This window comes from Bradyrhizobium sp. AUGA SZCCT0158 (genome assembly GCF_018130065.1).
GTDB lineage: Bacteria > Pseudomonadota > Alphaproteobacteria > Rhizobiales > Xanthobacteraceae > Bradyrhizobium.
On record NZ_JAFCME010000031.1, the window covers coordinates 23,103 to 45,142 of the forward strand.

Annotated in this window: 24 protein-coding genes; 15 read left to right on the forward strand and 9 right to left on the reverse strand. The window is 63.6% G+C overall.

From position 1 onward, the window contains the following. Nucleotides 1-131 precede the first annotated feature (131 nt). From JQ574_RS30035 to JQ574_RS30055, 5 genes are all read right to left on the reverse strand, one after another. Nucleotides 132-335 (reverse strand): tautomerase family protein, encoded by a 204-nt coding sequence (locus JQ574_RS30035; protein WP_025590867.1) that lies wholly within the window; start codon nt 333-335, stop codon nt 132-134. A 123-nt stretch (nt 336-458) separates the two neighbouring features. Then, nucleotides 459-1,973 carry a histidine--tRNA ligase gene (gene hisS, locus JQ574_RS30040; RefSeq protein ID WP_212212943.1) on the reverse strand — a complete coding sequence of 505 codons (1,515 nt, stop codon included), beginning with the start codon at nt 1,971-1,973 and terminating at the stop codon, nt 459-461. Next, entirely contained in the window at nt 1,940-2,521 is a 582-nt protein-coding gene (locus JQ574_RS30045) for a DUF2314 domain-containing protein (protein ID WP_312014709.1), read from the reverse strand. Before JQ574_RS30045 ends, hisS begins: the two co-directional genes overlap by 34 nt. A gap of 409 nt (nt 2,522-2,930) precedes the next feature. Then, a complete protein-coding gene (locus tag JQ574_RS30050; RefSeq protein WP_212212946.1) occupies nt 2,931-3,821 on the reverse strand; it encodes a branched-chain amino acid aminotransferase in 891 nt (296 codons plus the stop codon). Between the two features lie 134 nt (nt 3,822-3,955). Further along, nucleotides 3,956-5,032, reverse strand: coding sequence for a branched-chain amino acid aminotransferase (locus JQ574_RS30055; RefSeq protein ID WP_212276266.1), 1,077 nt, complete (start codon nt 5,030-5,032; stop codon nt 3,956-3,958). Between the two features lie 343 nt (nt 5,033-5,375). Here JQ574_RS30055 and JQ574_RS30060 point away from each other — a divergent pair, with 343 nt between their 5' ends. From JQ574_RS30060 to JQ574_RS30070, 3 genes are all read left to right on the forward strand, one after another. Further along, a complete protein-coding gene (locus JQ574_RS30060; protein WP_212212951.1) occupies nt 5,376-5,927 on the forward strand; it encodes a MarR family winged helix-turn-helix transcriptional regulator in 552 nt (183 codons plus the stop codon). A gap of 98 nt (nt 5,928-6,025) precedes the next feature. Continuing rightward, nucleotides 6,026-6,709 (forward strand): response regulator, encoded by a 684-nt coding sequence (locus JQ574_RS30065; protein ID WP_212034236.1) that lies wholly within the window; start codon nt 6,026-6,028, stop codon nt 6,707-6,709. A gap of 19 nt (nt 6,710-6,728) precedes the next feature. After that, complete coding sequence (locus JQ574_RS30070; protein WP_212212954.1) at nt 6,729-8,114, forward strand: ATP-binding protein; 1,386 nt, start codon at nt 6,729-6,731, stop codon at nt 8,112-8,114. Between the two features lie 185 nt (nt 8,115-8,299). Here JQ574_RS30070 and JQ574_RS30075 read toward each other — a convergent pair whose 3' ends face one another. Together JQ574_RS30075 and JQ574_RS30080 are read right to left on the reverse strand one after the other, a co-directional pair. Then, a complete protein-coding gene (locus JQ574_RS30075) occupies nt 8,300-8,845 on the reverse strand; it encodes a DUF3617 family protein (RefSeq protein WP_212212958.1) in 546 nt (181 codons plus the stop codon). A gap of 43 nt (nt 8,846-8,888) precedes the next feature. Continuing rightward, nucleotides 8,889-9,179, reverse strand: coding sequence for a hypothetical protein (locus JQ574_RS30080; protein ID WP_212212961.1), 291 nt, complete (start codon nt 9,177-9,179; stop codon nt 8,889-8,891). Nucleotides 9,180-9,344: 165 nt separating this feature from the next. Here JQ574_RS30080 and JQ574_RS30085 point away from each other — a divergent pair, with 165 nt between their 5' ends. The 4 genes from JQ574_RS30085 to JQ574_RS30100 all read left to right on the forward strand — a co-directional run bounded on the left by JQ574_RS30085 (nt 9,345) and on the right by JQ574_RS30100 (nt 12,178). Beyond that, on the forward strand, nt 9,345-9,803 hold the full coding sequence (locus JQ574_RS30085) for a hypothetical protein (protein ID WP_212212963.1): 459 nt from the start codon (nt 9,345-9,347) through the stop codon (nt 9,801-9,803). A gap of 156 nt (nt 9,804-9,959) precedes the next feature. After that, on the forward strand, nt 9,960-10,643 hold the full coding sequence (locus JQ574_RS30090) for a ribonuclease T2 family protein (protein ID WP_212212967.1): 684 nt from the start codon (nt 9,960-9,962) through the stop codon (nt 10,641-10,643). 132 nt (nt 10,644-10,775) lie between these two features. Then, nucleotides 10,776-11,636, forward strand: a complete 861-nt coding sequence (locus JQ574_RS30095; RefSeq protein ID WP_212212970.1) for a 23S rRNA (adenine(2030)-N(6))-methyltransferase RlmJ — start codon at nt 10,776-10,778, stop codon at nt 11,634-11,636. 326 nt (nt 11,637-11,962) lie between these two features. After that, the gene (locus JQ574_RS30100) at nt 11,963-12,178 is read left to right on the forward strand and encodes a cold-shock protein (RefSeq protein ID WP_028350729.1); all 216 of its coding nucleotides are present in this window, start codon (nt 11,963-11,965) and stop codon (nt 12,176-12,178) included. A gap of 82 nt (nt 12,179-12,260) precedes the next feature. Here JQ574_RS30100 and JQ574_RS30105 read toward each other — a convergent pair whose 3' ends face one another. Both JQ574_RS30105 and JQ574_RS30110 read right to left on the reverse strand, forming a co-directional pair. Next, nucleotides 12,261-13,100, reverse strand: a complete 840-nt coding sequence (locus tag JQ574_RS30105) for a class I SAM-dependent methyltransferase (RefSeq protein ID WP_283813789.1) — start codon at nt 13,098-13,100, stop codon at nt 12,261-12,263. A gap of 109 nt (nt 13,101-13,209) precedes the next feature. Then, nucleotides 13,210-13,833: an outer membrane protein gene (locus JQ574_RS30110; protein ID WP_212212987.1), complete on the reverse strand. Its 624-nt coding sequence runs from the start codon at nt 13,831-13,833 to the stop codon at nt 13,210-13,212. Between the two features lie 220 nt (nt 13,834-14,053). Here JQ574_RS30110 and uvrC point away from each other — a divergent pair, with 220 nt between their 5' ends. The 8 genes from uvrC (at nt 14,054) to JQ574_RS30150 (ending at nt 21,933) form a co-directional block, all read left to right on the forward strand. After that, nucleotides 14,054-16,168 (forward strand): excinuclease ABC subunit UvrC, encoded by a 2,115-nt coding sequence (gene uvrC / locus JQ574_RS30115; protein WP_212212990.1) that lies wholly within the window; start codon nt 14,054-14,056, stop codon nt 16,166-16,168. 114 nt (nt 16,169-16,282) lie between these two features. Next, nucleotides 16,283-16,897 (forward strand): CDP-diacylglycerol--glycerol-3-phosphate 3-phosphatidyltransferase, encoded by a 615-nt coding sequence (gene pgsA, locus JQ574_RS30120; RefSeq protein ID WP_212212993.1) that lies wholly within the window; start codon nt 16,283-16,285, stop codon nt 16,895-16,897. Next, nucleotides 16,894-17,145 (forward strand): molybdopterin converting factor subunit 1, encoded by a 252-nt coding sequence (moaD, locus tag JQ574_RS30125; protein WP_211998529.1) that lies wholly within the window; start codon nt 16,894-16,896, stop codon nt 17,143-17,145. Before pgsA ends, moaD begins: the two co-directional genes overlap by 4 nt. Before the next feature lie 8 nt (nt 17,146-17,153). Continuing rightward, nucleotides 17,154-17,615, forward strand: a complete 462-nt coding sequence (locus tag JQ574_RS30130; RefSeq protein WP_212212995.1) for a molybdenum cofactor biosynthesis protein MoaE — start codon at nt 17,154-17,156, stop codon at nt 17,613-17,615. Beyond that, the gene (prmB, locus tag JQ574_RS30135) at nt 17,615-18,598 is read left to right on the forward strand and encodes a 50S ribosomal protein L3 N(5)-glutamine methyltransferase (protein WP_212212998.1); all 984 of its coding nucleotides are present in this window, start codon (nt 17,615-17,617) and stop codon (nt 18,596-18,598) included. Before JQ574_RS30130 ends, prmB begins: the two co-directional genes overlap by 1 nt. A gap of 122 nt (nt 18,599-18,720) precedes the next feature. After that, entirely contained in the window at nt 18,721-20,061 is a 1,341-nt protein-coding gene (locus tag JQ574_RS30140) for an aspartate aminotransferase family protein (RefSeq protein ID WP_212213001.1), read from the forward strand. Between the two features lie 193 nt (nt 20,062-20,254). Further along, the gene (locus JQ574_RS30145) at nt 20,255-20,812 is read left to right on the forward strand and encodes a phage holin family protein (RefSeq protein ID WP_312017863.1); all 558 of its coding nucleotides are present in this window, start codon (nt 20,255-20,257) and stop codon (nt 20,810-20,812) included. Then, nucleotides 20,812-21,933, forward strand: coding sequence for a YihY/virulence factor BrkB family protein (locus JQ574_RS30150; RefSeq protein WP_212213007.1), 1,122 nt, complete (start codon nt 20,812-20,814; stop codon nt 21,931-21,933). The genes JQ574_RS30145 and JQ574_RS30150 overlap by 1 nt, the downstream gene beginning before the upstream one ends. Nucleotides 21,934-22,040 lie beyond the last annotated feature (107 nt).

Sequence of the window (22,040 nt, forward strand, 5' to 3'; positions counted from 1 at the left end):
CCGGGACCCATAACCACAAAACGTTGTTGTTGCTGAAGGTGTCAGCCACCTTGCTCCAACCGAGAGCACAACGCGGTATGGGTCCCGGCTCCTGGTGCGCAATTGCGCACGGGGCCGGACGACGGATGAAATTACTTCTTCGCGGCAGCCGCGCGTTCCACAAACGTCTTGCCGCCCTTCATCTTGTGGGCGAGCGGGGCTTCGTTGATCTGGATCACGACCGCATCGGCATCGACGCCGAGGTTCTTGACCAGCGCCTGGGTGATGTCGCGCATCATGCCGGCCTTCTGCTCGTCGGTGCGGCCGGCGGCCATGCTCACGGTAATCTCGGGCATTTTTTTCTTTCTCCCTCTTTACTTCGTCATGGCCGGGCTTGTCCCGGGCCATCCACGATCCTTTGCATCAAACAAGACGTGGATATCAGGCACAAGGCCCGGCACCACGTCTGAAATGAATGGCTAGCCCCACTTCACGTCATGGCGCGCCAAGACTTCGCGCACGGCGTCGACGAGCTTGCTGGCATCGACCTCGTATTGGGCCTCGGACTGCTTCTTCAGATACTCCTCGCGGTCCTTGATCTCGGTCAGCCCCGTCCCGAGGATGAGGTCCTTGAGCTGAACCTTGCCGTTTGCCCGCTCGTCCGAGCCCTGGATGATCGCGCAGGGCGCGTTGCGGCGGTCGGCATATTTCATCTGCTGGCCGAGGCTGTGCTTCGGGTTTCCAAGATACAGTTCCGCACGGATACCGGCGTTGCGCAACGTCGCGACCATTTTCTGGTAATCGGCGATTTCGCCGCCGAACACGGTGACGACAACAGGCCCGACAGCGGGCCTGGTATCGACCTTGCCGATCAGTGTCAGCGCCGCCTGCAGCCGCGAGACGCCAATGGAGAAGCCAGTTGCAGGAACGGGTTCGCCGCGAAAGCGCGAGACCAGGCCATCGTAACGCCCGCCGCCGCCGACCGAGCCGAAACGCACCGGACGGCCCTTTTCGTCTTTGGTCTCCAGCAGCAGCTCAACTTCGTAGACCGCGCCGGTGTAGTATTCGAGACCGCGCACGACGGAAGGATCGATCCGGATGCGATCCGATGCGTAACCGGAGGCTGTGACCAGTTTGGCAATCTCTTCCAATTCGCTGACGCCGGCCTGACCCACGTCGCTCCTGGCGAGATAAACATCGGCGGCGGCAATGGCCTCTTTCCAGTCGTCGCGTTTTTGCGTGACGGCCAAAACGATGTCAGCGTCCGCGGCGCTCAGGCCGGCTCCGTTTGTGAAGTCGCCCTTGCCTTCTTCGCCTCCATCCCATCGTCCGGGACCGAGCAACTTGCGAACTTCGTCGGCGGAAAATTTGTCGAGCTTGTCGATAGCGCGCAGCACCGTGAGGCGGCGTCCGGCATTCTCCTCCCCGCCGAGACCGATCGCTTCCAGCGCCCCGTCGAGCACCTTGCGGTTGTTGACCTTCACCACATAGCTGCCGCGCGGAATGCCGAGCGCTTCCATGGTGTCCGCCGCCATCATGCACATCTCGGCATCGGCGGCCGGCGTCGGCGCGCCGACGGTATCGGCGTCGAACTGCATGAACTGGCGGAAGCGACCCGGACCCGGCTTCTCGTTGCGAAACACCCACCCGAAACGATAGGAACGATAGGGCTTCGGCAGTGAGTCAAAATTCTCCGCGACATAGCGCGCCAGCGGCGCGGTCAAATCGTAGCGCAGCGAGATCCACTGCTCGTCATCGTCCTGGAACGAGAACACGCCTTCGTTGGGCCGATCCTGGTCGGGCAGGAATTTGCCGAGCGCGTCGGTGAATTCCATCGCCGGGGTTTCCACCGGCTCAAAACCGTAGCGCTCATAGACTTCGCGGATCTTCTCGACCATCCGCCGTGTCGCCGAGATCGCAGCGGGACCGCGATCCTCCAGCCCGCGCGGCAGGCGCGCCTTCAGCTTCTGGGGTTTTTTGGATTTGTCTGCCATGGGCGGCGTTGCAACTTGTGTAGGGTGGGCAAAGCCGCTTCTGGCGCCGCGCTCACCGGGAAAAACAGGGTGGGCTCTTTGCTCGGCCCATCCCTCGCACTTAGCCCACCGGGCCGGTTTTGACCAGAACGTCCTGCCCGGCGTTTAAGGGGTTTCCATCCTGGCTGCAGCGCATCGGCGTCGGCCTTCGACATCTTTTTCAGCATCGGCCGGATGGTCTCGCCGCCGACGATCTTGCCGTTCCGCAAGAACATCCAGTCCGAGATGTCGGCCTCCCTGAACTCGGCCAGGTCGCCGGCCCGCTTGCCGCGCAAATGGACCGGCGCATTGGCGAACCTGCCCGAATAGCGGCCGTTTCCAATCTTCTTTACCTCGGCCATCCAGATGTGTTCGCCGCTGTTGTTCGGATATGGAAAACGCGCCTTGAGAGAGTGACCGGTCTCCGATGGTTTTGGCGCGTCGTAGGAGGCCCAGAATTTCGGCAGCGTGGAACGCGCCTGTGCGATCGCTGCAATGATCTCCGGGTCCCCGTTGCGAAAGTCGATCACGGGGGAGCGGTCCTCGGCCCTGACACTCGTTGTAGGGGAGCCGAGAAGCGCAAGCGCCGCCGCGAAGGCAGCCGCCACGACGCATTTCGAGCATGTCGAGAGGGCTGAGCTCATTGTAACCATTTCACGCACCGCTATCCGCAAATCCGGAGTTGGTCGCGCAAGGGGGCGAAACAGTTCACGGCGGAAGGGCACACCCAAGAGCGAGAACGCGGCCGTTCTTCCCTTCTCCCCTTGTGGGAGAAGGTGGCGCGAAGCGCCGGATGAGGGGTCTCCATCCAAGGGAGAGGTCTATGTCCGAGGAGACAGACCCCTCACCCGTCTTCGCTTCGCGAAGCCACCCTCTCCCACAAGGGGAGAGGGTGCACCGAGCAAGCGGGACGAGGTAGATAGAGAAAGCGTGCCCGTCCTACGCCGCGACCGCCTTGCCCTTCGGCTGCACTTCGACCGCAAAATCCGCCATCAGCTGTTCCGAAATCTGGCCGGGCGTAAACTTCCACGCGGCGATCTCAGCCACCGGGGTGATTTCGGCGGCGGTGCCGGTGATGAAGCATTCCGTAAAGCCAGAGAGCTCCTCCGGCATGATGCGGCGTTCGATCACTTCGATGCCGCGGCGCTGCGCGAGATCGATTGCGGTGGCGCGGGTGATGCCAGCGAGGAAGCAGTCGGCAATCGGGGTGTGGATCTTGCCATCTTTGATGAAGAAGATGTTGGCGCCGGTGCATTCGGCGACCCGCCCCTGCCAGTCCAGCATCATGGCGTCGGCATAGCCGGCACGCTCCGCCCTGTGCTTTGAGATGGTGCAGATCATGTAGAGACCGGAGGCCTTCGCCATCGCCGGGATCGTCATCGGATCGGGCCGCCGGTATTCGGCAAGGCACATGCGGATGCCCTTCATCTTGGTGGCCGGATCGAAATAGCTCGGCCAATCCCAGGCGGCGATCGCCAGATGAATGGTGTTCGATGACGCCGACACGCCCATCATCTCCGAACCGCGCCAGGCGATCGGGCGGAGATAGGCGTCAGGCAGATTGTTCTTGTCGATCACGAGCTGCTTAGCGGCATCGATCTCGGCCACCGAATACGGAATCTCGAAATCGAGGATGTTGGCCGAGTTCTTCAGCCGCTCGGAATGTTCCGTGCTCTTGAACACCCTGCCGCCATAGGCGCGCTCGCCCTCGAACACGCAGCTCGCGTAATGCAGCCCGTGGGTCAGCACATGGACTGTGGCGTCGGCCCACGGCACCAGCGCGCCATCGTACCAGATCACACCATCGATCTTGTCGAAGGAAACTCCCATGGGCTTTCTCCTTTTATGGACGCAGTTCGTCAATCGCGCAGGCGCACGGCTCCGCGGGGCGCGCACGCCCCGCGCTCACATTCAATGAAACGCTGCTTGTTGTTTCAGAGGCGGCGGAATAATTCCGCCGCCGGTTAGAGAACCTTTCGGATCCACTCGTGCGGATCTTCCGCGCGGCCGTACTGGATGTCGACCAGCTTCTTGCGCATCCCCATCGCGACCGGGCCGGCCGCGCCGCCGCTGATGAGGAAATCGCCGCTTGCCGAACATACCTTGCCGATCGGCGAGATCACCGCGGCCGTGCCACAGGCGAACGCTTCTTTCAGCTTTCCGCTGGCGGCGTCGCTGCGCCACTGGTCGATCGTGTAGAGCTCCTCGCGCACGCGGGTGCCGGAGTCCTTCGCCAGCGCAATGATCGAATCGCGGGTGATACCCGGCAGGATGGTGCCGAGCGGCGGCGTCAGCAGCGAGCCGTCGTCAAACACGAAGAACACGTTCATGCCGCCCAGTTCTTCGATGTAGCGACGTTCGACCGCATCGAGGAACACCACCTGGTCGCAGCCGTGCTCGATCGCCTCGGCCTGCGCCCGCAGGCTGGCGGCGTAATTGCCGCCGCATTTGACGGCGCCGGTGCCGCCGATCGCCGCGCGCGTGTAGTTCTCCGACACCCAGATCGACACCGGAGCAGGTCCGCCCTTGAAATAGGAGCCGACCGGCGAGGCGATGACGGCGAAGATGTATTCGGAAGAAGGCTTGACGCCGAGAAAGGTCTCGCTCGCGATCATGAAGGGCCGCAAATAGAGGCTGCCCTCGCCGCCGGGTATCCAGGCGCTGTCGATGCGGACGAGCTGCTCGACCGCTTCGATGAAGACGTCCTCAGGGATCGGCGCCATCGCCATGCGCTCGGCCGAATTCCTGAAGCGCCTCGCATTGGCGTCGGGGCGGAACAGGTTCACGCCGTTGTCGCGCTTGTAGGCCTTGAGGCCTTCGAAAATCTCCTGCGCGTAGTGCAGGACGGCGGCCGCCGGATCGAGCGGAAAATTGGCGCGGGATTCGACCCGCGCGTCATGCCAGCCCTTGGCCTGGTTGTAGCGGACGATCGCCATGTGGTCGGTGAAGACCCGGCCGAAGCCGGGGTCCACGAGCTTTGCCGCGCGGTCCTGCTCGGACGTCGGAGTAGGCGTTGGCCGGATTTCGAATTTCAAACTCATTGTCTTGCTTCCCGCCCTTGCTTCCTGCTGTCGAAACCGGTGCGTTTCCTGGTGCAGGCCTGTTTCGTCAAGCCTGCTTGCTTGATTGGTCCGAACTTCACCACCACCGGCCTTGCCGCTGGTTTCCATCGCTGGCAAGTCCCTTGAGGACACGCTTTTGCGGAATGCCGAAGTCCAGTATGTTTGTGCAAATGCCGCTCGACAATCGCACGGTAGTCCAATTCGCGGCCGTTGCCGCCATCGCTGGCTTACTCCGGCCGCCCCTTACGTTGCCAAGGCCGAAACGACTTAAAGTTTCGTCGTGGCTGGCAGTTTTGTAACATTGAACCCAAGATATGTCAACATGACTGACATAAATTTCTCAAGGCCTGCCGGTGACCCTGATTCGAGGGGGCCTGACGGCGTGTCGCCAACCCCGCGCGCGGGCGAATTGCGCTGGGATATCATCGAGCTCCTGTTCTTCGCCTATCGCGACTTCGTCGGCGATGCCGACCATGAGCTCGAGGCGTTCGGATTCGGTCGCGCCCATCACCGGGTGATGCATTTCGTCCACCGCTACCCCGGCCTCAAGGTCGCCGACCTCCTGGACGTATTGCGCATCACCAAGCAGTCGCTGGGCCGGGTGCTCAAGCAATTGCTGGACGAAGGCTATATCGTGCAGAAGACCGGCAATAACGACCGCAGGCAGCGCCTTCTTTACGCTACGGCGAAGGGCGAGGCCCTGGTGGGCAAGCTCGCCGGGCTGCAGACCGATCGCATCAACCGCGCCATGCAGGATATCGATCCTGCCGGCCAGGAAACGGTGCGGCAGTTCCTGCGCGCGATGATCGATCGCGACGACCCGGACAAGGTGCTGGAGACGATCTTCGGCAGCGGAAAGAAGCCAAGGGAGTGACTGTGGCCCAAGGAACCCCAAACGGAACCCCGAACGGAATTCCAAACGCAACTGCCAACCCGACCATCGCCGCAGCCTCCGTGCGGACGCCGCGGCAAATGGCCGACGACGCCCCGCATCTGCTGCTGGTCGATGACGACCGCCGTATCCGCGACTTGCTGTCGCGCTTCCTGTCCGGCGAGGGCTATCGCGTCACGACCGCGGCGAGCGCCACCGACGCCCGCGCCAAGCTGCTCGGCCTGCATTTCGATCTCCTGATCCTCGACGTCATGATGCCCGGAGAAACCGGTTTCGATCTCGCCCGCTTCATCCGCACCTCCTCCTCGGTGCCGATCATCATGCTGACGGCGCGCCATGAGGCGGAAGCCCGCATCGAAGGGCTGCAGATCGGCGCCGACGATTATGTGGCCAAGCCGTTCGAGCCGCGCGAACTGGTCCTGCGGATCGGCAACATCCTCAAGCGCACCGCGACGCCACCGGTGGAGACGCTGGAGCAGATCGCGTTCGGGCCCTACGTCTATCATCTCGAACGCGGCGAGCTGCGCGAAGGCGAGGAGATCATCCATTTGACGGACCGCGAACGCGAGATGCTGCGCATCCTGAGCCTGAGCCCCGGCGAGACCGTGCCGCGCGCGGCGCTGACCGGCGGCGGCACCGTCAACGAGCGCGCCGTCGACGTGCAGATCAACCGGCTGCGCCGCAAGATCGAAAAAGATCCGGCCAATCCGTTGTTCCTGCAGGCGGTGCGCGGCATCGGCTATCGCCTGGTGGCGTCGCCGTGAGCCAAACGAACCAAGCGCGATGAGCACGCTCGACACCGGCCTCACGCTGATCCGCACCGCCGCCGGCCGGGTCTCCAAGGTCAATGGCTGGATGGGCAACGCCTTCAAGGGCTGGATGCCGACCGGCCTCTATGCCCGCGCGCTCTTGATCATGATCGTGCCGATGGTGGTGCTGCAGACCGTGGTCGCGTTCGTGTTCATGGAGCGGCACTGGAACACGGTGACGCGGCGCCTGTCGGCCGCGGTGGTGCAGGATATCGCCAGCCTGATCGACATCTACAAGTTCTTTCCGCAGGACAAGGACCGCGCGCAATTGCGCCTCGTCGGGCAGCGGCTGCAGCTGGTGGTCGATTTTCTCCCGGTCGGCGACATGCCGCCGCCAGGGCCGAAGCCGTTCTTCTCGCTGCTCGACCAGACCCTGTCGGCACAGATCGGCCGCCAGATCCGCCGCCCGTTCTGGATCGACACCGTCGGCAAATCCAACCTCGTCGAGATCCGCATCCAGCTCGATGACGCTGTCATGCGCATCTTTGCGCAAAGAAGTGCGGCCTACGCCTCCAATTCGGAGATCTTCATCTTCTGGATGCTGGGCACGTCCTCGATCCTGTTGATCGTCGCGGTGCTGTTCCTGCGCAACCAGATCAGGCCGATCCTGCGGCTGGCCGACGCCGCCGAAAGTTTCGGCAAGGGCCGCGAGGCGCCGAACTTCCGTCCCCGCGGCGCGCGGGAAGTGCGGCGCGCGGCGCAGGCTTTCCTGGAGATGAAGGCGCGCATCGAGCGCTCGATCGAGCAGCGCACCGCGATGCTCGCCGGCGTCAGCCACGATCTGCGCACCATCCTGACCCGCTTCAAGCTCGAGCTCGCGCTGATCGGCGACATTCCCGAGGTCGACGGCATGCGCAAGGACGTCGACGAAATGTCCGCGATGCTCGAGGCCTATCTCGCCTTTGCCCGCGGCGACAGCGGCGAGGTCGCGCAGCCGACCGACATGTCGATGGCGCTGGAGGAATTGCGCAGCGATGCCGAGCGCCACGGCCATACCGCCACGGTGGCTTTCCACGGCCTGCCGGTGGTGACCGTAAAACCGGCCTCGTTCAAGCGCTGTCTTGCCAACCTCGTCTCCAACGCCGCGCGGCACGCCAATGCGATTTCGATCACCGGCCATCGCGACCACCGCTATCTGACGGTCACGATCGACGACGACGGACCGGGCATTCCGGCCAACATGCGCGAGGAAGTGTTCAAGCCGTTCCTGCGGCTCGACGACGCCCGCAACCAGGACGAAGGCGGCACCGGCCTTGGGCTGGCGATCGCCCGCGACATCGCCCGTTCGCATGGCGGCGACATCACGCTCGGCGACAGTCCGATGGGCGGATTAAGGGCGGCGGTCAGGGTGCCGGTGTAGGGCACTTCTCCCGCACCACTTCTTGGATCGCTATCTCGTCATGGCCGGGCATAGCCGTCTGAAGGACGGCGTCGCTTCCGCTCGCCTGTGCCCGGCCATCCACGTCTTGGCGGCAAAGGAAGTCGTGGATGCCCGGGACAGGCCCGGGCATGACGGCATTGGTTAGGCGGGGAGATTCAAGCGAATTACTTCGGAGCCTGCTTCGGCAACAAACCCTTCAGCTTTTCCATGTCCTTGAGGTTTATCTTCATGCCGCCCGGCATGATGATGTCGCCGGGCTTTTGATCGGCCTTGCAGGCGCCGAGCCACTTCGCCTCGATCGTGGCCGTGGAATCACGCGGCACGCCGGCCGGAGCGCCGGTGCTGTTCGAAGTCGACTTCACGGTGTAGGCGGAGTTGAAGTCGCCGGTGATCTCGGCACGCGATTTGACCGACATGCCGCCGAAGCCGCAGACGGAATCGGTGACGTAGCCGGTCGCGGTCTTCTGGATATCGTTTTTCGAGCAGGCGTCCTTGGTCATCGGCGAGAACGAGGTGCTCATATCCTTGTCGGTGGTCGCGTCGGTGCACTGCTGCATCGTCATCTCGGGCACCGGCGAGCCGGTCTGCACCACCTTCATTTCCCACAGGCCGGCCTTGCGCACCGGCAGCTCGACGGCGCTGGCATGGCTCGCAGGCCACACCGCGAGCAGGCCAAGCGCCAAACAAACGGAATCAAGCTGTCGCGCCATGCTCGCGCTCCCCTTATTCGTGGTTCAGGCGCTCAGGTCCCGCTCAGTAGAGCGTGCGCAGCGGCCGGGCGTCGGTCCCATAGGGCACCCAGCGGCAGGCAAAGGAGAGGTATCCGCCCTCATAGGGCTGCACCGCCAGGAACTTCACCACCTTGCCGTAACCGGCGCAGTGATCGACCGCGAGCTGGCGCGCATCCGCCTGTCTCGCCAGCGAATAGGCGACAATGCCGCCGGTATCATTGCCCTTGAACGGCGGCACCCAGTCGGCCTGCGCCGGCGCAGCCGCCAGCAACCCGCATATCGCAACCAGGCACGCGGCCCCAATTCTCTGCATCGCCGACTCCATTTCGCTGGGGCCACCATAGAGTGCGCCGGCGGCCATGAAAAGAATGGGTTACGGCCAAACCCCGACTTGCCTGCAAGGTGTTGCCGCGCTGCACTTGACCTCGTCCGGGCTTCACGGCACGGTCCTGACGGTTGGATGACCGGCGGAATTTCCATGCGCACCCTCTTCACATCGTTGAAAACCCTCGGCCTGGCCGCGGCACTCGCCGTCCTGGCATTCGGCCAGTCGGCGCAGGCCGCCAATCCGCTGGAATTGAATTTCTGGCTGTCCGGTCCCCGCTATGACGGACGCGTTGCGCCGTGCGAATCGGCGCTGCCGACCATCATTTCGCAGTTCCGGGAGAAGGAAAGCACCTTCTGGAATTCGCCCCTGACCATCACCGCCTATGGCCGGATCCACGAAACCACGTTCCGGCCCTGGCAATCCGACAACATTCCGCGCCGCTATTGCACCGGCGACGTGATGCTGAGCGACGGCAAGGTGCGCAACGTGCACTATTCGATCCTCGAGGATGGCGGCTTTGCCGGCTTCGGCCAGGGTGTCGAATGGTGCGTCACCGGGCTGGACCGCAACTGGGCCTATAACCCCGGCTGCAAGGCCGCACGGCCTTAAGCTTACCCTAAGTTTCCTGCCTGAGTTTTTCGATCGCGGTGGCCGACGCCACCCGATTCGCACCTAGCGCCATTTTTGTTCTTGAAATGTTCCGGTTCCCTGCTAGGCTCGGGTGATCGAGTACCGTCATGCTTTTGCGAGTTAAGGGAGCGTTTGATGTTTCCATCGGTCATTGTTTCGCGGCTGCTGATTTCCCTGGCACTTGTTTTGGTCTCCGCGGGCCACGCCGCCGCGCAGGACCGCCGGCAGAACGCCCCTGGCGAGTTCGATTTCTACGTGCTGGCCCTGTCATGGTCGCCCTCCTTCTGCGAGGCCGCCTCCGAACGCGGCAATAGCGGCCGTTCTGCGCAGATCCAGTGCGAGCGCCCGTTTTCCTTCGTGGTTCACGGCCTGTGGCCGCAATACGAGCGCGGCTTTCCCGAATATTGCCAGCGGCCGTCGCCCCGTCTCGACCGCAACGTCATGTCGTCGATGCTCGACCTGATGCCGGCGCCCGGGCTGATCTTCAACGAATGGGACAAGCACGGCACCTGTTCCGGCCTTGGCGCGCGGGCCTATTTCGAGAACATCCGCAAAGCCCGCGCCGCGGTAAAGATCCCCGAGGAATTCCTGCAATTGTCGGAATCGAAGACGATCGCCCCCGAGGCGCTCGAGGCAGCCTTCATCAAGGTCAATCCCGGCCTGAGCAGCTCGGCGATTTCGGTCGTCTGCAGCAGCCGGCGGCTCAGCGAAGTCAGGGTCTGCATGAGCAAGGACCTGCAATTCCGCTCCTGCGAGGAAATCGACCGCCGCGCCTGCCGCCGCGACGAGGTCGTGATGCCGCCGGTGCGCGGGAGTTAGAGGTCCCTCTACCGTCATTGCGAGCGCAGCGAAGCAATCCATGGTCCCGCAAGAGGAAGAATGGATTGCTTCGTCGCTTCGCTCCTCGCAATGACGGTTACTTTCCTCGCCGCGATGTCGTAACCCCTTATCATGAACTACCGACACGCCTTTCATGCCGGCGGCTTTGCCGATGTCATCAAGCACATCGTGCTGGTGCGGATGCTGACCTATCTGCAGGAAAAGCCCGCCGCCTTTCGCGTCATCGACACCCATGCCGGCGCCGGGCGCTACGATCTGTCCGGCGATGAGGCCAGCCGCAGCGGCGAATGGCTGACCGGCATCGCACGGGTGATGCAGGCACGGTTCTCGGAAAATGCGTTGCCGCTGGTGGCGCCCTATCTCGACATCGTCAGGGCCTTCAACGCGCAAGCCGAGCTGAAAGCCTATCCCGGATCGCCCTTGATCGCGCGTGCGCTGCTGCGGCCGCAGGACCGCCTCACCGCGTGCGAGATCGAGCCGAAAGCCCACAAGCAATTGATCGATGCGCTGCGCCGCGACACCCAGGCCCGGGTGGTCGATCTCGACGGCTGGACGGCGTTGCCGGCCTTCGTGCCGCCGAACGAGCGGCGCGGCCTGGTGCTGATCGACCCGTCGTTCGAGCAAAAGGACGAGTTCGACAAGCTCGCCGACGGCTTTGCGGAGGCCTATGCGAAATGGCCGACCGGCAGCTATCTGTTGTGGTATCCGGTCAAGAGCCGGCGCATCACCGACGGCCTGGCGCGACATGTCGCCGCCGTGGCTGAGACCGGCAAGCCGGCCGGGAAATGTCTGCGGCTCGAATTCAGCGTCGCACCGCAGCAGGCCGGCGGTCCGCTCACCTCCACCGGGCTTCTGATCGTCAACCCGCCGTGGACGCTGGCGGGCGAGCTGAAGACCATTTTACCCGAACTGGAAAAGCCGCTCGGCCAGGGCGGCGCCGGCCGGTTCAGGCTTGAGACGCCCAAACCTTGAAGGCTCGTCTTGAACGCAATCCTTGAAAGCAAGCCTTGAAAGCAAGCCTTTCGAGGTAAGCCTTCAAGGCAGGGCATTGGGCCGAAAAGTGCGATTGAGCCATAGTCAATTTGCGCGGAACCGTATTATGCTCGGCCGTTATGACTGGCTTTACGTTCCGCTTCCGCGAATGGTTGCGGCGGAGTGATCAAGGCCTAAAAAAATCCAGACTGATCGGTGCGTGACCCGATCAGTTCAGGTGGCCAAGCTTCCGGCAGCGAATATCCGGTCGGCCGATACGCGAATTGCGCGTAGCGGCACAGCAATGCGGGGGAGGAGTTTTCCCGATGGCCATGACTGGTACAGTCAAGTTCTTCAATGGAGAACGCGGCTACGGCTTCATCAAGCCAGATGACGGCGGCCGCGACGTGTTCGTTCACATCACTGCCGTTGAGCGGGCCGGATTGAAGGATTTGACTGAAGGACAGCGCATTACATTCGAGGTTGAACCGGACAAGAAGGGCAAGGGCCCCAAGGCGGTCAACCTGGTGATTTCATCGTAGGCTGACGCGCGAGCTGAAGCTTCTCGGTGAAAGCGGACTGAAGTTTTGCCTGCACCAAATCCCGCTGAGCGCGAGGCGCGGCTCAGAACGTGGACGCGTGCATGATGTGGCCGCCGAGCGCCGGTGCGTTGCGTTCGCTCTCGGGGAAGAACCGCGCCGCGATCCTGTCAGGGCCGACATCATCGACATGCCGGAAGCCGGCCGCGCTCATGCGGGCGCAAAGCGATGCGGTATCAAAATAGCTCTGAAGGCTTTCGCCAACCGCGGCCACCCGCTCGGCAAGCGCTTGATGCGCCGCGCGGCCGGCCGGTGCGACCGAGCTTGCGGGATTGACATAGTCGAACACCACTTCAGCGCCGCCTTCGAGCTGCGCGATATAGCCGAGCGTCGAGAACATTGCCGTCTCGGTCAGATAGGGCACCACGCCGAGCCAGCTGAAGAAGCTGCGTTTGGCGGCGACAAAGCCTGCGGCGTCCAGCGCTTCGGCCAATGTCTGCCGTTCGAAATCTATCCCGACATAAGTCAGCGTGTCCGGCACGGCGATTGTCGCAGCGGCCAGCATGTCGCGCTTGCGTGCTTGCGTGGCGGGAAAATCGACCTCGAAAATCCGCAGGCCACCCGCGAGCGGCGTCCGGTAGGCCAGCGTATCGAGCCCTGCGCCGAGCACCACGAGCTGCGTCGCACCATTTTTCACCGCTTCCGTCAGCGCTTCTTCCGAGATGCGCGAGCGCGCGGCGATGAACCAGCGCAGCCGTGGCCCGGACGTGTGGGCCCGGGCATGGTCGAGCGAGACCTGGATATCGTCGCCGAGAATGCGTAACGCCAGCGGATCCCAAAGGATCGATGCGTTATCCAGCACCTGATGCGCCGCGCGCAAGCGAGCGGCGCCCAACGCGGTCAGACTTGGCTGCCCCGGCTGCATCGACGAATTTTAGGCGTGCCGCCGCGCACTGTCCACGAGACAAAAAAATCCCGGCGGCTTGGCGCCGCCGGGAGGCTGCAACAGACGGTTTCTTTGCGTTTTCTTGATCTCAGAACCGATAGTTCACGCCGGCGCGGATCAGCCCGAAGCTGTAGCCGTTTGATGCTCCGGTGATGACAAAATTGGTGTTGGCGAGGTCGACATAGAGATATTCGACCTTGGCGCTCCAGTTCGGCGCAAAGCCCATTTCTGCGCCGACGCCCGCGGTCCAGCCCGCCGTGGTGTGGGATTCCGACAGGCCGAACGTGGTGGCGCGCAGTTCGCCGAAGGCGAGACCGCCGGTGCCGTAGAACATTACGTTGTTGAAGGCGTAGCCGACCCGGCCGCGCAGCGTGCCGAACCAGGGGTTGGAGAACTTCCACGGCGCGAAAGTGTCCGCCGCGCCGCTCGCGTTGATATCGCCCTCGAGGCCGAACACCCACGGCCCGTTCTGAAAGTTGTAGCCGGCCTGCACGCCGCCTGCGAAGCCCGACGGCTTGGTCGGGTTGTTGGCGACCGAACCCCAGGCATAGCCGAGATTGCCGCCGAGATAGGGACCGGCCCAGCTATAGGCGTTGAGCGGCTGATTGACGGTATAGGGCGCGCGCGATCCGTAATTCACATCGGCCGCCTGCGCCGACATCGTCCAGGCTGCGGCGACTACCGCCAGCGCTCGCAAAACAAAGCTGCCCATCACTCAACTCCACTACGCAACAGCCGCACCCTTCCGGCCGAGGCCGGCTTGGTTACGGAATTCCACTTTTTTCCTGTAAGATTTATCGAGAGTTTTAAGTTAAAGGGTTGTTAAGCCCTCTTACCGCCCGATCATCAGTCTTAAGAATGTGTTACCCGGCATGGCCTCGGTCGCCGCCGGCACGCTGGCGATGCCGGCCAGCAGCGCTTAATTTAGGCCCATGGATCACGATTCTACCGACCATCCGAAAGCTCCGGGCAAGCCGCGGCGGGGTTCCCAGCCGGATTTGCTTTCAAAGGACCCTGCAAAGGACCCCGCGCAGGAGCTTGGCTCCGCCGATCTCGATCCGGCGACGTCCGCGGCCGAGGAGGAGGATGAGGCCCGCCTGCCGGAACCCGCGGAGGAGACCGCCGAGGACGCCATGGAGACCGTGGCCGAGGGCCCGCTCGCGGTCGGCCACGCCGCGATCGAAAATGCCGTGCGCCTGGCGCCGACCTCGGCCGGTGTCTACCGCATGCTCAACACCGGCCACGACGTACTCTACGTCGGCAAGGCGAAGAACGTCCGCAAGCGGCTTGCCTCCTACGCCCGCGTCAACGCGCCGCTGCCGGCGCGGATCCTGCGCATGATTGCGGCCACCGTTGCGGTCGAGATCGTCTCGACCACGACGGAGACCGAGGCGCTGTTGCTCGAAGCCAATCTGATCAAGCAGCTGCGGCCGCGCTTCAACGTGCAGCTGCGCGACGACAAGTCATTTCCCTATATCCTGATCACCGGCGACCACTGGGCGCCGCAGATCCTCAAACATCGCGGTGCGCAGTCGCGGCCGGGACGGTATTTCGGGCCGTTCGCCAACGCCGGCGCAGTCAACCGCACCATCACGGCACTGCAGCGCGCGTTTTTGATCCGCTCCTGCACCGACGGCTTCTTCGAGAGCCGCACCCGGCCCTGCCTGCTCTATCAAATCCGCCGCTGCTCCGGACCCTGCACCCGCGAGATCGATTTCCCCGGCTATACCGAACTGGTGCGTGAGGCCAACGACTTCCTGTCCGGCCGTAGCCATCTGGTCAAAAAAGAACTGGCCGGCGAGATGGAGAAGGCGTCCGCCGAACTCGAATTCGAGACTGCCGCACTCTACCGCGACCGCCTCGCCGCACTGTCGGCGATCCAGTCGCAGCAGGGCATCAATCCGCGCACCGTGGAAGAAGCCGATGTGTTCGCCATCCACCAGGAGGGCGGCTATTCCTGCGTCGAGGTGTTCTTCTTCCGCACCGGCCAGAACTGGGGCAACCGCGCCTATTTCCCGCGCGCGGAGAAATCCTTCACGCCGGAGGAAGTGCTGGCCTCGTTCCTAGCGCAATTCTACGACGACAAGCCGCCGCCGAAACTGATCCTGCTGTCGCACGAGATCGAGGAAAGCGCTCTGCTGGCGGATGCCCTCGCCGTCAAGGCCGGCTACAAGGTGGAAGTCTCGACGCCGAAGCGCGGCGAGAAAAAGGAATTGATCGCGCACGCGCTGACCAACGCGCGCGAGGCGCTCGGCCGCAAGCTCAGCGATACCGCGACCCAGGGCCGCCTGCTGCAGGGGATGGTCACGACGCTCGGGCTGCCGCATGCGCCCAAGCGCATCGAGGTCTACGACAACAGCCACATCCAGGGCACCAATGCGGTCGGCGCGATGATCGTGGCGGGACCCGACGGATTTATCAAAAACCAGTACCGCAAGTTCAACATCAAGTCGGAAGGCCTGACGCCCGGCGACGATTACGCGATGATGCGCGAGGTGCTGGAGCGTCGCTTCAAGCGGCTGTTGAAACCGCCGGAAGACGATACCGCCAAAGCAAAGGCCGCGATCAAGGCCGACGACGATTCGTTTCCGCAATGGCCGGATCTGGTCATTATCGACGGCGGCCGCGGCCAGCTCAACGCGGCGAGGGAGATCTTCCAGACGCTGGGACTAACGCAAGTCACGCTGCTGGCGGTGGCCAAGGGGCCGGACCGCGACGCCGGCCGGGAAACCCTGTTCATGCCGGACCGCGAGGCGATCAAGCTCGAACCGCGCGACCCCGTGCTGTATTTCATCCAGCGGCTGCGCGACGAGGCACATCGTTTCGTAATCGGATCGCACCGCAAACTGCGCAAAAAGGACATCCGCGAAGCGGGTTTGCAGGAGATTCCGGGCATCGGCCCGTCACGCAAACGTGCCTTGCTGCATCACTTTGGAACGCTGAAGGAAATCGAGCGGGCCTCGATCACCGACCTTGGCAAGGTTCCAGGGGTCAGCGCCGAAAGCGCCCGCAAGATTTTCGAGTTTTTCCATGCGCAACCGGGTTAAAGGGAGCCGATTCACATGACGTTCACCTGGACGTTTCATTTGGCCGTCGCCTGCGACAGATCATCTGGGGCCTGCACGGTTGACCTTCACGCCTGAGCGGTATTGGTAAGACGGATGAACATCGCGACCACAAAGGGCCAGTCCAAGAGCCTGTCCCTCCCGAATATCCTGACCTATGCCCGCATCGCCGCCATCCCGGTGGTGGTCGGCTGCGTTTATGCCCAATCCATCATGGACGGCCCGCTGTGGCTGCGCTGGGTGGCGCTGGCGCTCTTTATCGCCGCCGCCGTGACCGACGTTCTCGATGGCTATTATGCACGGATGTGGGACCAGCAATCCGCCTTCGGCCGCATGCTCGACCCGATCGCCGATAAATTGCTGGTCGCGTCCTGCCTGTTGATGCTGGCCGCCGACAACAGCATCCATGGCTGGACGCTGTGGGCCGCCATCGTGATCCTGTGCCGCGAAATCCTGGTCTCGGGCTTGCGGGAGTATCTCGCGGCGCTCCGGGTCAGCGTCCCCGTGACCAAGCTCGCGAAATGGAAGACCACCGTGCAGCTGGTCGCGATCGGCTTTCTGATCGCCGGCGAAGCGGGTGAACAGATTTTCCCCCCGACCACCATGATCGGGATCGCCCTGCTGTGGACATCGGCGATTGTCACGATCTACACCGGCTGGGACTATTTCCGCGCCGGCATCCACCACCTCATCAAGGAGGATGAGGGATGAAGGTCAAATATTTCGCCTGGGTGCGCGAACGGATCGGCATTTCGGAAGAAATGGTCGAGCCGCCGGCCGCCGTGCGTACGGTGGACGATTTGATCGGCTGGCTCTCCCAGCGCGGCGAGACCTATGCCTACGCGTTCGAGAAGCCGAAGGTGATCCGCGCCGCGATCGACCATACCCATGTCAAGCCCGATGCGATGATATCAGGCGCCCGCGAGATCGCGTTCTTTCCGCCGATGACCGGCGGTTGATCTCTACAATGACCGCGACCATCCGCATCCAGCAAGCCGATTTCGACATCGCGCAGGAGATTGCGGCGCTGACCAAGGGCCGCAACGATGTCGGCGCGGTCGTGACCTTCAGCGGCATCTGCCGCGGCAGCGAGAATGGCGAACCGATCGCGGCACTGACGCTCGAGCACTATCCCGGCATGGCGGAGGCCGAAATCAAGCGGCACACCGACGAAGCGATGTCACGCTGGCCGTTGACCGGCCTCACCGTGGTGCATCGCGTCGGGCGCATCGCGCCGGGCGAGAACATCGTGCTGGTGCTGGCGGCGTCGGCGCACCGCCAGGCGGCGTTTCAGGCGGCGGAGTTCCTGATGGATTATCTGAAGGCCAATGCGCCGTTCTGGAAGCGCGAGGAAAGCGCGAAAGGAACCAGCTGGATCGAGGCGCGCGGCCATGACGACGAGGCCGCGGCGCGCTGGACCAAACCCTGATGGCCAAACAGAGCAAGGCGCCCGTCAAACCCGGTCTGCCGAAATACACCAAGCCGAGATTTCCAAAAGTCCGCGCCGGCGAATTACTGACGCTCCTGGATTTCGTTCGCTTTGCGGCAAGCCGCTTCATCGAAGCCGACCTGGTATTCGCGCACGGCACCACCGATCCGGTCGCCGAGGCCGCGTTCCTGGTCTGCGAATCGCTGCACCTTCACCCCGACCAGTTCGAGGCATTTGCCACCGCCCGGGTCACGGCGGCCGAAGGCAAGGCGATCCTCGCCCTGATCGAGCGCCGCGTCACCACGCGGACACCGACCGCCTATCTCGTCAACAAGATCTACATGCGCGGCCTGCCGTTCTATGTCGACGAGCGCACCATCGTGCCACGCTCTTTCATCGGCGAACTGCTCGACTCGCATTTTGGCCAGGAAAACGAAGGTGACGACGTGACCGGCGGTTCGCTGATCCCGGACTCGGCGGCGGTGGAAAATGTGCTCGACCTCTGCACCGGCTCGGGCTGCCTTGCCATCCTGGCGAGCCGGAGTTTCCCCAACGCCGAAATCGACGCGGTGGATATTTCCAAGGATGCGCTCGATGTCGCCGCGCACAATGTTGCCGATTACGGGCTGCAAGATCGCCTGACGCTGCACCGCGGCGACCTGTTCGAGCCGCTGGGCGACAAGCGCTACGACCTCATCATTTCAAACCCGCCCTATGTCGATGCGCAAGGCATGGCCGCCCTGCCGCGCGAATGCCGCGCCGAACCGAAACTCGCCTTCGACGGCGGCGCTGACGGGCTCGACATCGTCAGGCGGATCCTCGACGAGGCCAAACACCATCTGACGCCGGATGGCGGGCTGCTCTGCGAGATCGGCCGCTGCCGGCCCGCGCTTGAAGCGGCCTATCCGCAACTACCGCTGATGTGGCTCGACACCGAGGATTCGGAAGCCGAAGTATTTTATATCACGGCCGACGATCTGTAGCGCGTTTTGGCGCTTGAACCGCCGGATTGCGCGGAAATATCACGCACCATTGGCGTTCCCGACGCAGCGCGAAACTGGTAGTTTGGCGGTAATTCCACTCCGCAATACCAGAGAGGCCTGCCATGCTGGACAAGAGCCCCACCAAGGTCAACGTTCCGAACGACCTCGCCGCGCACTGGATGCCGTTCACCGCAAACCGCGCCTTCAAGAAGAACCCGCGGCTGCTCGCCGGCGCCAAGGACATGCATTACTTCACCGTCGACGGCCGCAAGATCATCGACGGTGCCGCCGGCATGTGGTGCTGCAATGCCGGCCACGGCCGCAGCCAGATTTCAGAGGCGATCGGCAAGCAGGCCGCCGACCTCGATTACGCGCCGCCGTTCCAGTTCGGCATCCCGCAGGCCTTCGAACTCGCAAGCCGCCTCGCCGATCTTGCGCCTGCCGGCCTCGACCATGTGTTCTTCTGCAACTCCGGCTCGGAAGCGGCCGACACCGCACTCAAGATTGCGCTGGCCTATCACCAGATCGGCGGCCAGGGCGGCCGCAACAGGCTGATCGGCCGCGAGCGCGGCTATCACGGCGTCGGCTTCGGCGGCACGTCCGTCGGCGGCATTGTCGGCAACCGCAAGATCTACGGCTCCTTGCTGACCGGTGTCGATCATATTTCCCATACCTACGACCGCGAGAAGCAGGCCTTCAGCAAGGGCGAGCCGGAATATGGCGCGCATTTCGCCGACGATGTGGAGCGGCTGGTCAATCTGCACGGCGCCAACACGATTGCCGCCGTCATGGTCGAGCCGATGGCGGGATCGACCGGGGTGCTGCCGGCGCCGAAGGGCTATCTCAAGCGCTTGCGCGAGATCACCCAGAAGCACGGCATCCTCCTGATCTTCGACGAGGTCATCACCGGCTTTGGCCGGCTCGGCTTTGCCTTTTCCGCCGAACGCTATGGCGTGGTGCCTGACATGCTGACCTTCGCCAAGGGCGTCACCAATGGTGCGGCGCCGATGGGTGGCGTGCTGGTGCGCGACACCATCCACGACGCCTTCATGAGCGGCCCGGAACATGCCGTGGAACTGACCCATGGCTATACCTATTCGGCCCATCCGCTGGCTTGCGCCGCGGCGCTTGCCACGCTCGACATCTACCGCGACGAAAAACTGTTCGAGCGGGCGGGCAAGCTCGAACCGAAGTTCGCCGAAGCGGTCATGTCGCTGCGGAAGGAACCCGGCGTGGTGGATATCCGCACCGTCGGCCTCACTGCCGGCATCGACCTCGCGCCGCGTCCGGATCTGCCCGGCAAGCGCGGCTTTGACGGGCTCAACAGCGCCTTCCACGACAACGATTTGATGATACGGGTCGCCGGCGATACTTTGGTGCTGACCCCGCCCTTGATCATCAGCGAGGACCAGATCGGCGAAGTCATCGACAAGGTCGCCAAGGTGATCCGCGCGACGGCGTAAGGGGCCTACTCTCGTGTCCCGGCCTTGAGCCGGGACCCATCTCTCCACATCCGATCTGCAACACGGGTCCCGGCTCAAGGCCGGGACACGCGCGCTGTCGGAACATTCGAAACCAACTCGCGTTCACTCCCGGCGGAGGCAATCATGCCTCTGCCGACGGAGGAAAGCTGACATGCCCGGGCCTTCGAGCGGCTTGTTGCGCGCTGGCATTGCGCTGAAGCTCAACCAGGTCAAGCGCGCGACGCAATCCTATCTGCGCGACCGGACCGACCAGGCCACCGGCACCGTCACCTCCTACGCGATCGCCGCCGGTCTCTTCGCGGCCGCCGGTATTTTTCTGATCGCGGCGCTCCTCGTCGGCGCAGCAGCGCTGTTTCGCTGGGTTGAAATCAACTACGGACAGTTTTGGGCGTTCGGCGCCATCGGCGGCCTGCTCGCGGTCATCGCCGGCATCTGCGCCGCGGTAGCCGTCATCAAGCTCAAGCGCCCTCCGCCGCAGTTCCCGTCGCTCGCCAGCCGCTTGCGGGTGGCGATCAAGGCCAGCCCCGTGAAGCCCGATCAGATCGAGGCCGTCCGGGATACCGCCGCGGCGATCCTGCAAGCCCCTGCGGCGCCGGTTGGACATCGGAGGCGGCGAAGCCGGCCGGGGCACGGCAATAGAAACGCGAATATCGGCTTGATCCTGATGGCAAGCTTGTTGGGCTACGCGGCGGTGCGGCGGCGGCAACAGGCACGACACGCGGGGATCTGATGTCCCGCGCCCACTCCGACCATACGGACAATCTGATCCTGATTGCGGCCACCACCCTCGTGATCCTGACCGCGCAGCGCTATTTCCAGACGTCCGCGCCTGAACACGCCAATCCCGCGACCGATCCGGCGGTCACCAAAGGCAACGACTTTACCCCCGAACTTTCCCAACGCGGCCGCGGGCGGCGCGCGCGCAGCCCGTTCAGCATTCCCTGGGCGGGCTGGAAAGACATTCTGTGGCGCACCTATCAGCAGGCCAATGACGACCGCCTGCTCGCCACGGCCGCAGGCGTGGTCTTCTTCGGCCTGCTCGCGGTGTTCCCAGCCGTGACGGCGCTGGTTTCTTCCTATGGCCTGTTCGCCGATCCCTCGACCATCGGCGCCAACCTGCAGACGCTGGCGCTGATGCTGCCGGAAGGCTCGTTCCAGATCGTGCAGGACCAGATTGCGCGTGTGCTCGACAAGGGCAGCACTGCGCTCGGCGGAGCCTTCCTGTTCGGCCTCGCCCTTGCAATCTGGAGTGCCAACGCGGGGGTCAAAGCCGTGATCGACGCCCTCAACGCGGTCGATGGAGAACGGGAGAAGCGCAGCTTCATCAGGTTGAACCTGATTTCGCTGGCGTTCACGATCAGCGGGATCGCGGCGCTGTTGTTGATGGTCGGGGCCGTGGTGGCGTTTCCTTTGGCGCTCAATCATCTGGGCCTGCCTCCGGACATCCTGTTCATCGTGAGCCTGGCGCGTTGGCCGTTCTTGTTCGCGGTGCTGCTGGCGGCGCTCGGCGTTCTCTACCGGTTCGGACCGAGCCGGCGCCCGGCGCAGTGGAAATGGCTCAGTGTCGGCACGCTGCTCGCCGCCCTGCTGTGGATCGCCGGCTCCGCGGCGCTGTCCTGGTATCTGTCGAACTTCGGCAATTACAATGCGACCTACGGTTCGCTCGGCGCCGCCATCGGCCTGATGATGTGGATGTGGATGTCGGCCATCATCGTGCTGTTCGGCGCGGAACTGAATTCGGAAATCGAGCACCAGACCGCGGTCGATACCACCGCCGGCCACCCAAAGCCGATGGGCAACCGTGGCGCCACCATGGCCGATACGCTGGGACCGGCGGTTCCAGCCTCCTGAAAGAACACTAGACCCGCGAATCAACATTGATGCTAAGGTCGTTGCGCTTGGGGGAGCGCAAACCGGACGATGCCTGACGACACCAGCGTTTTCCCGGGCGGGGGTAG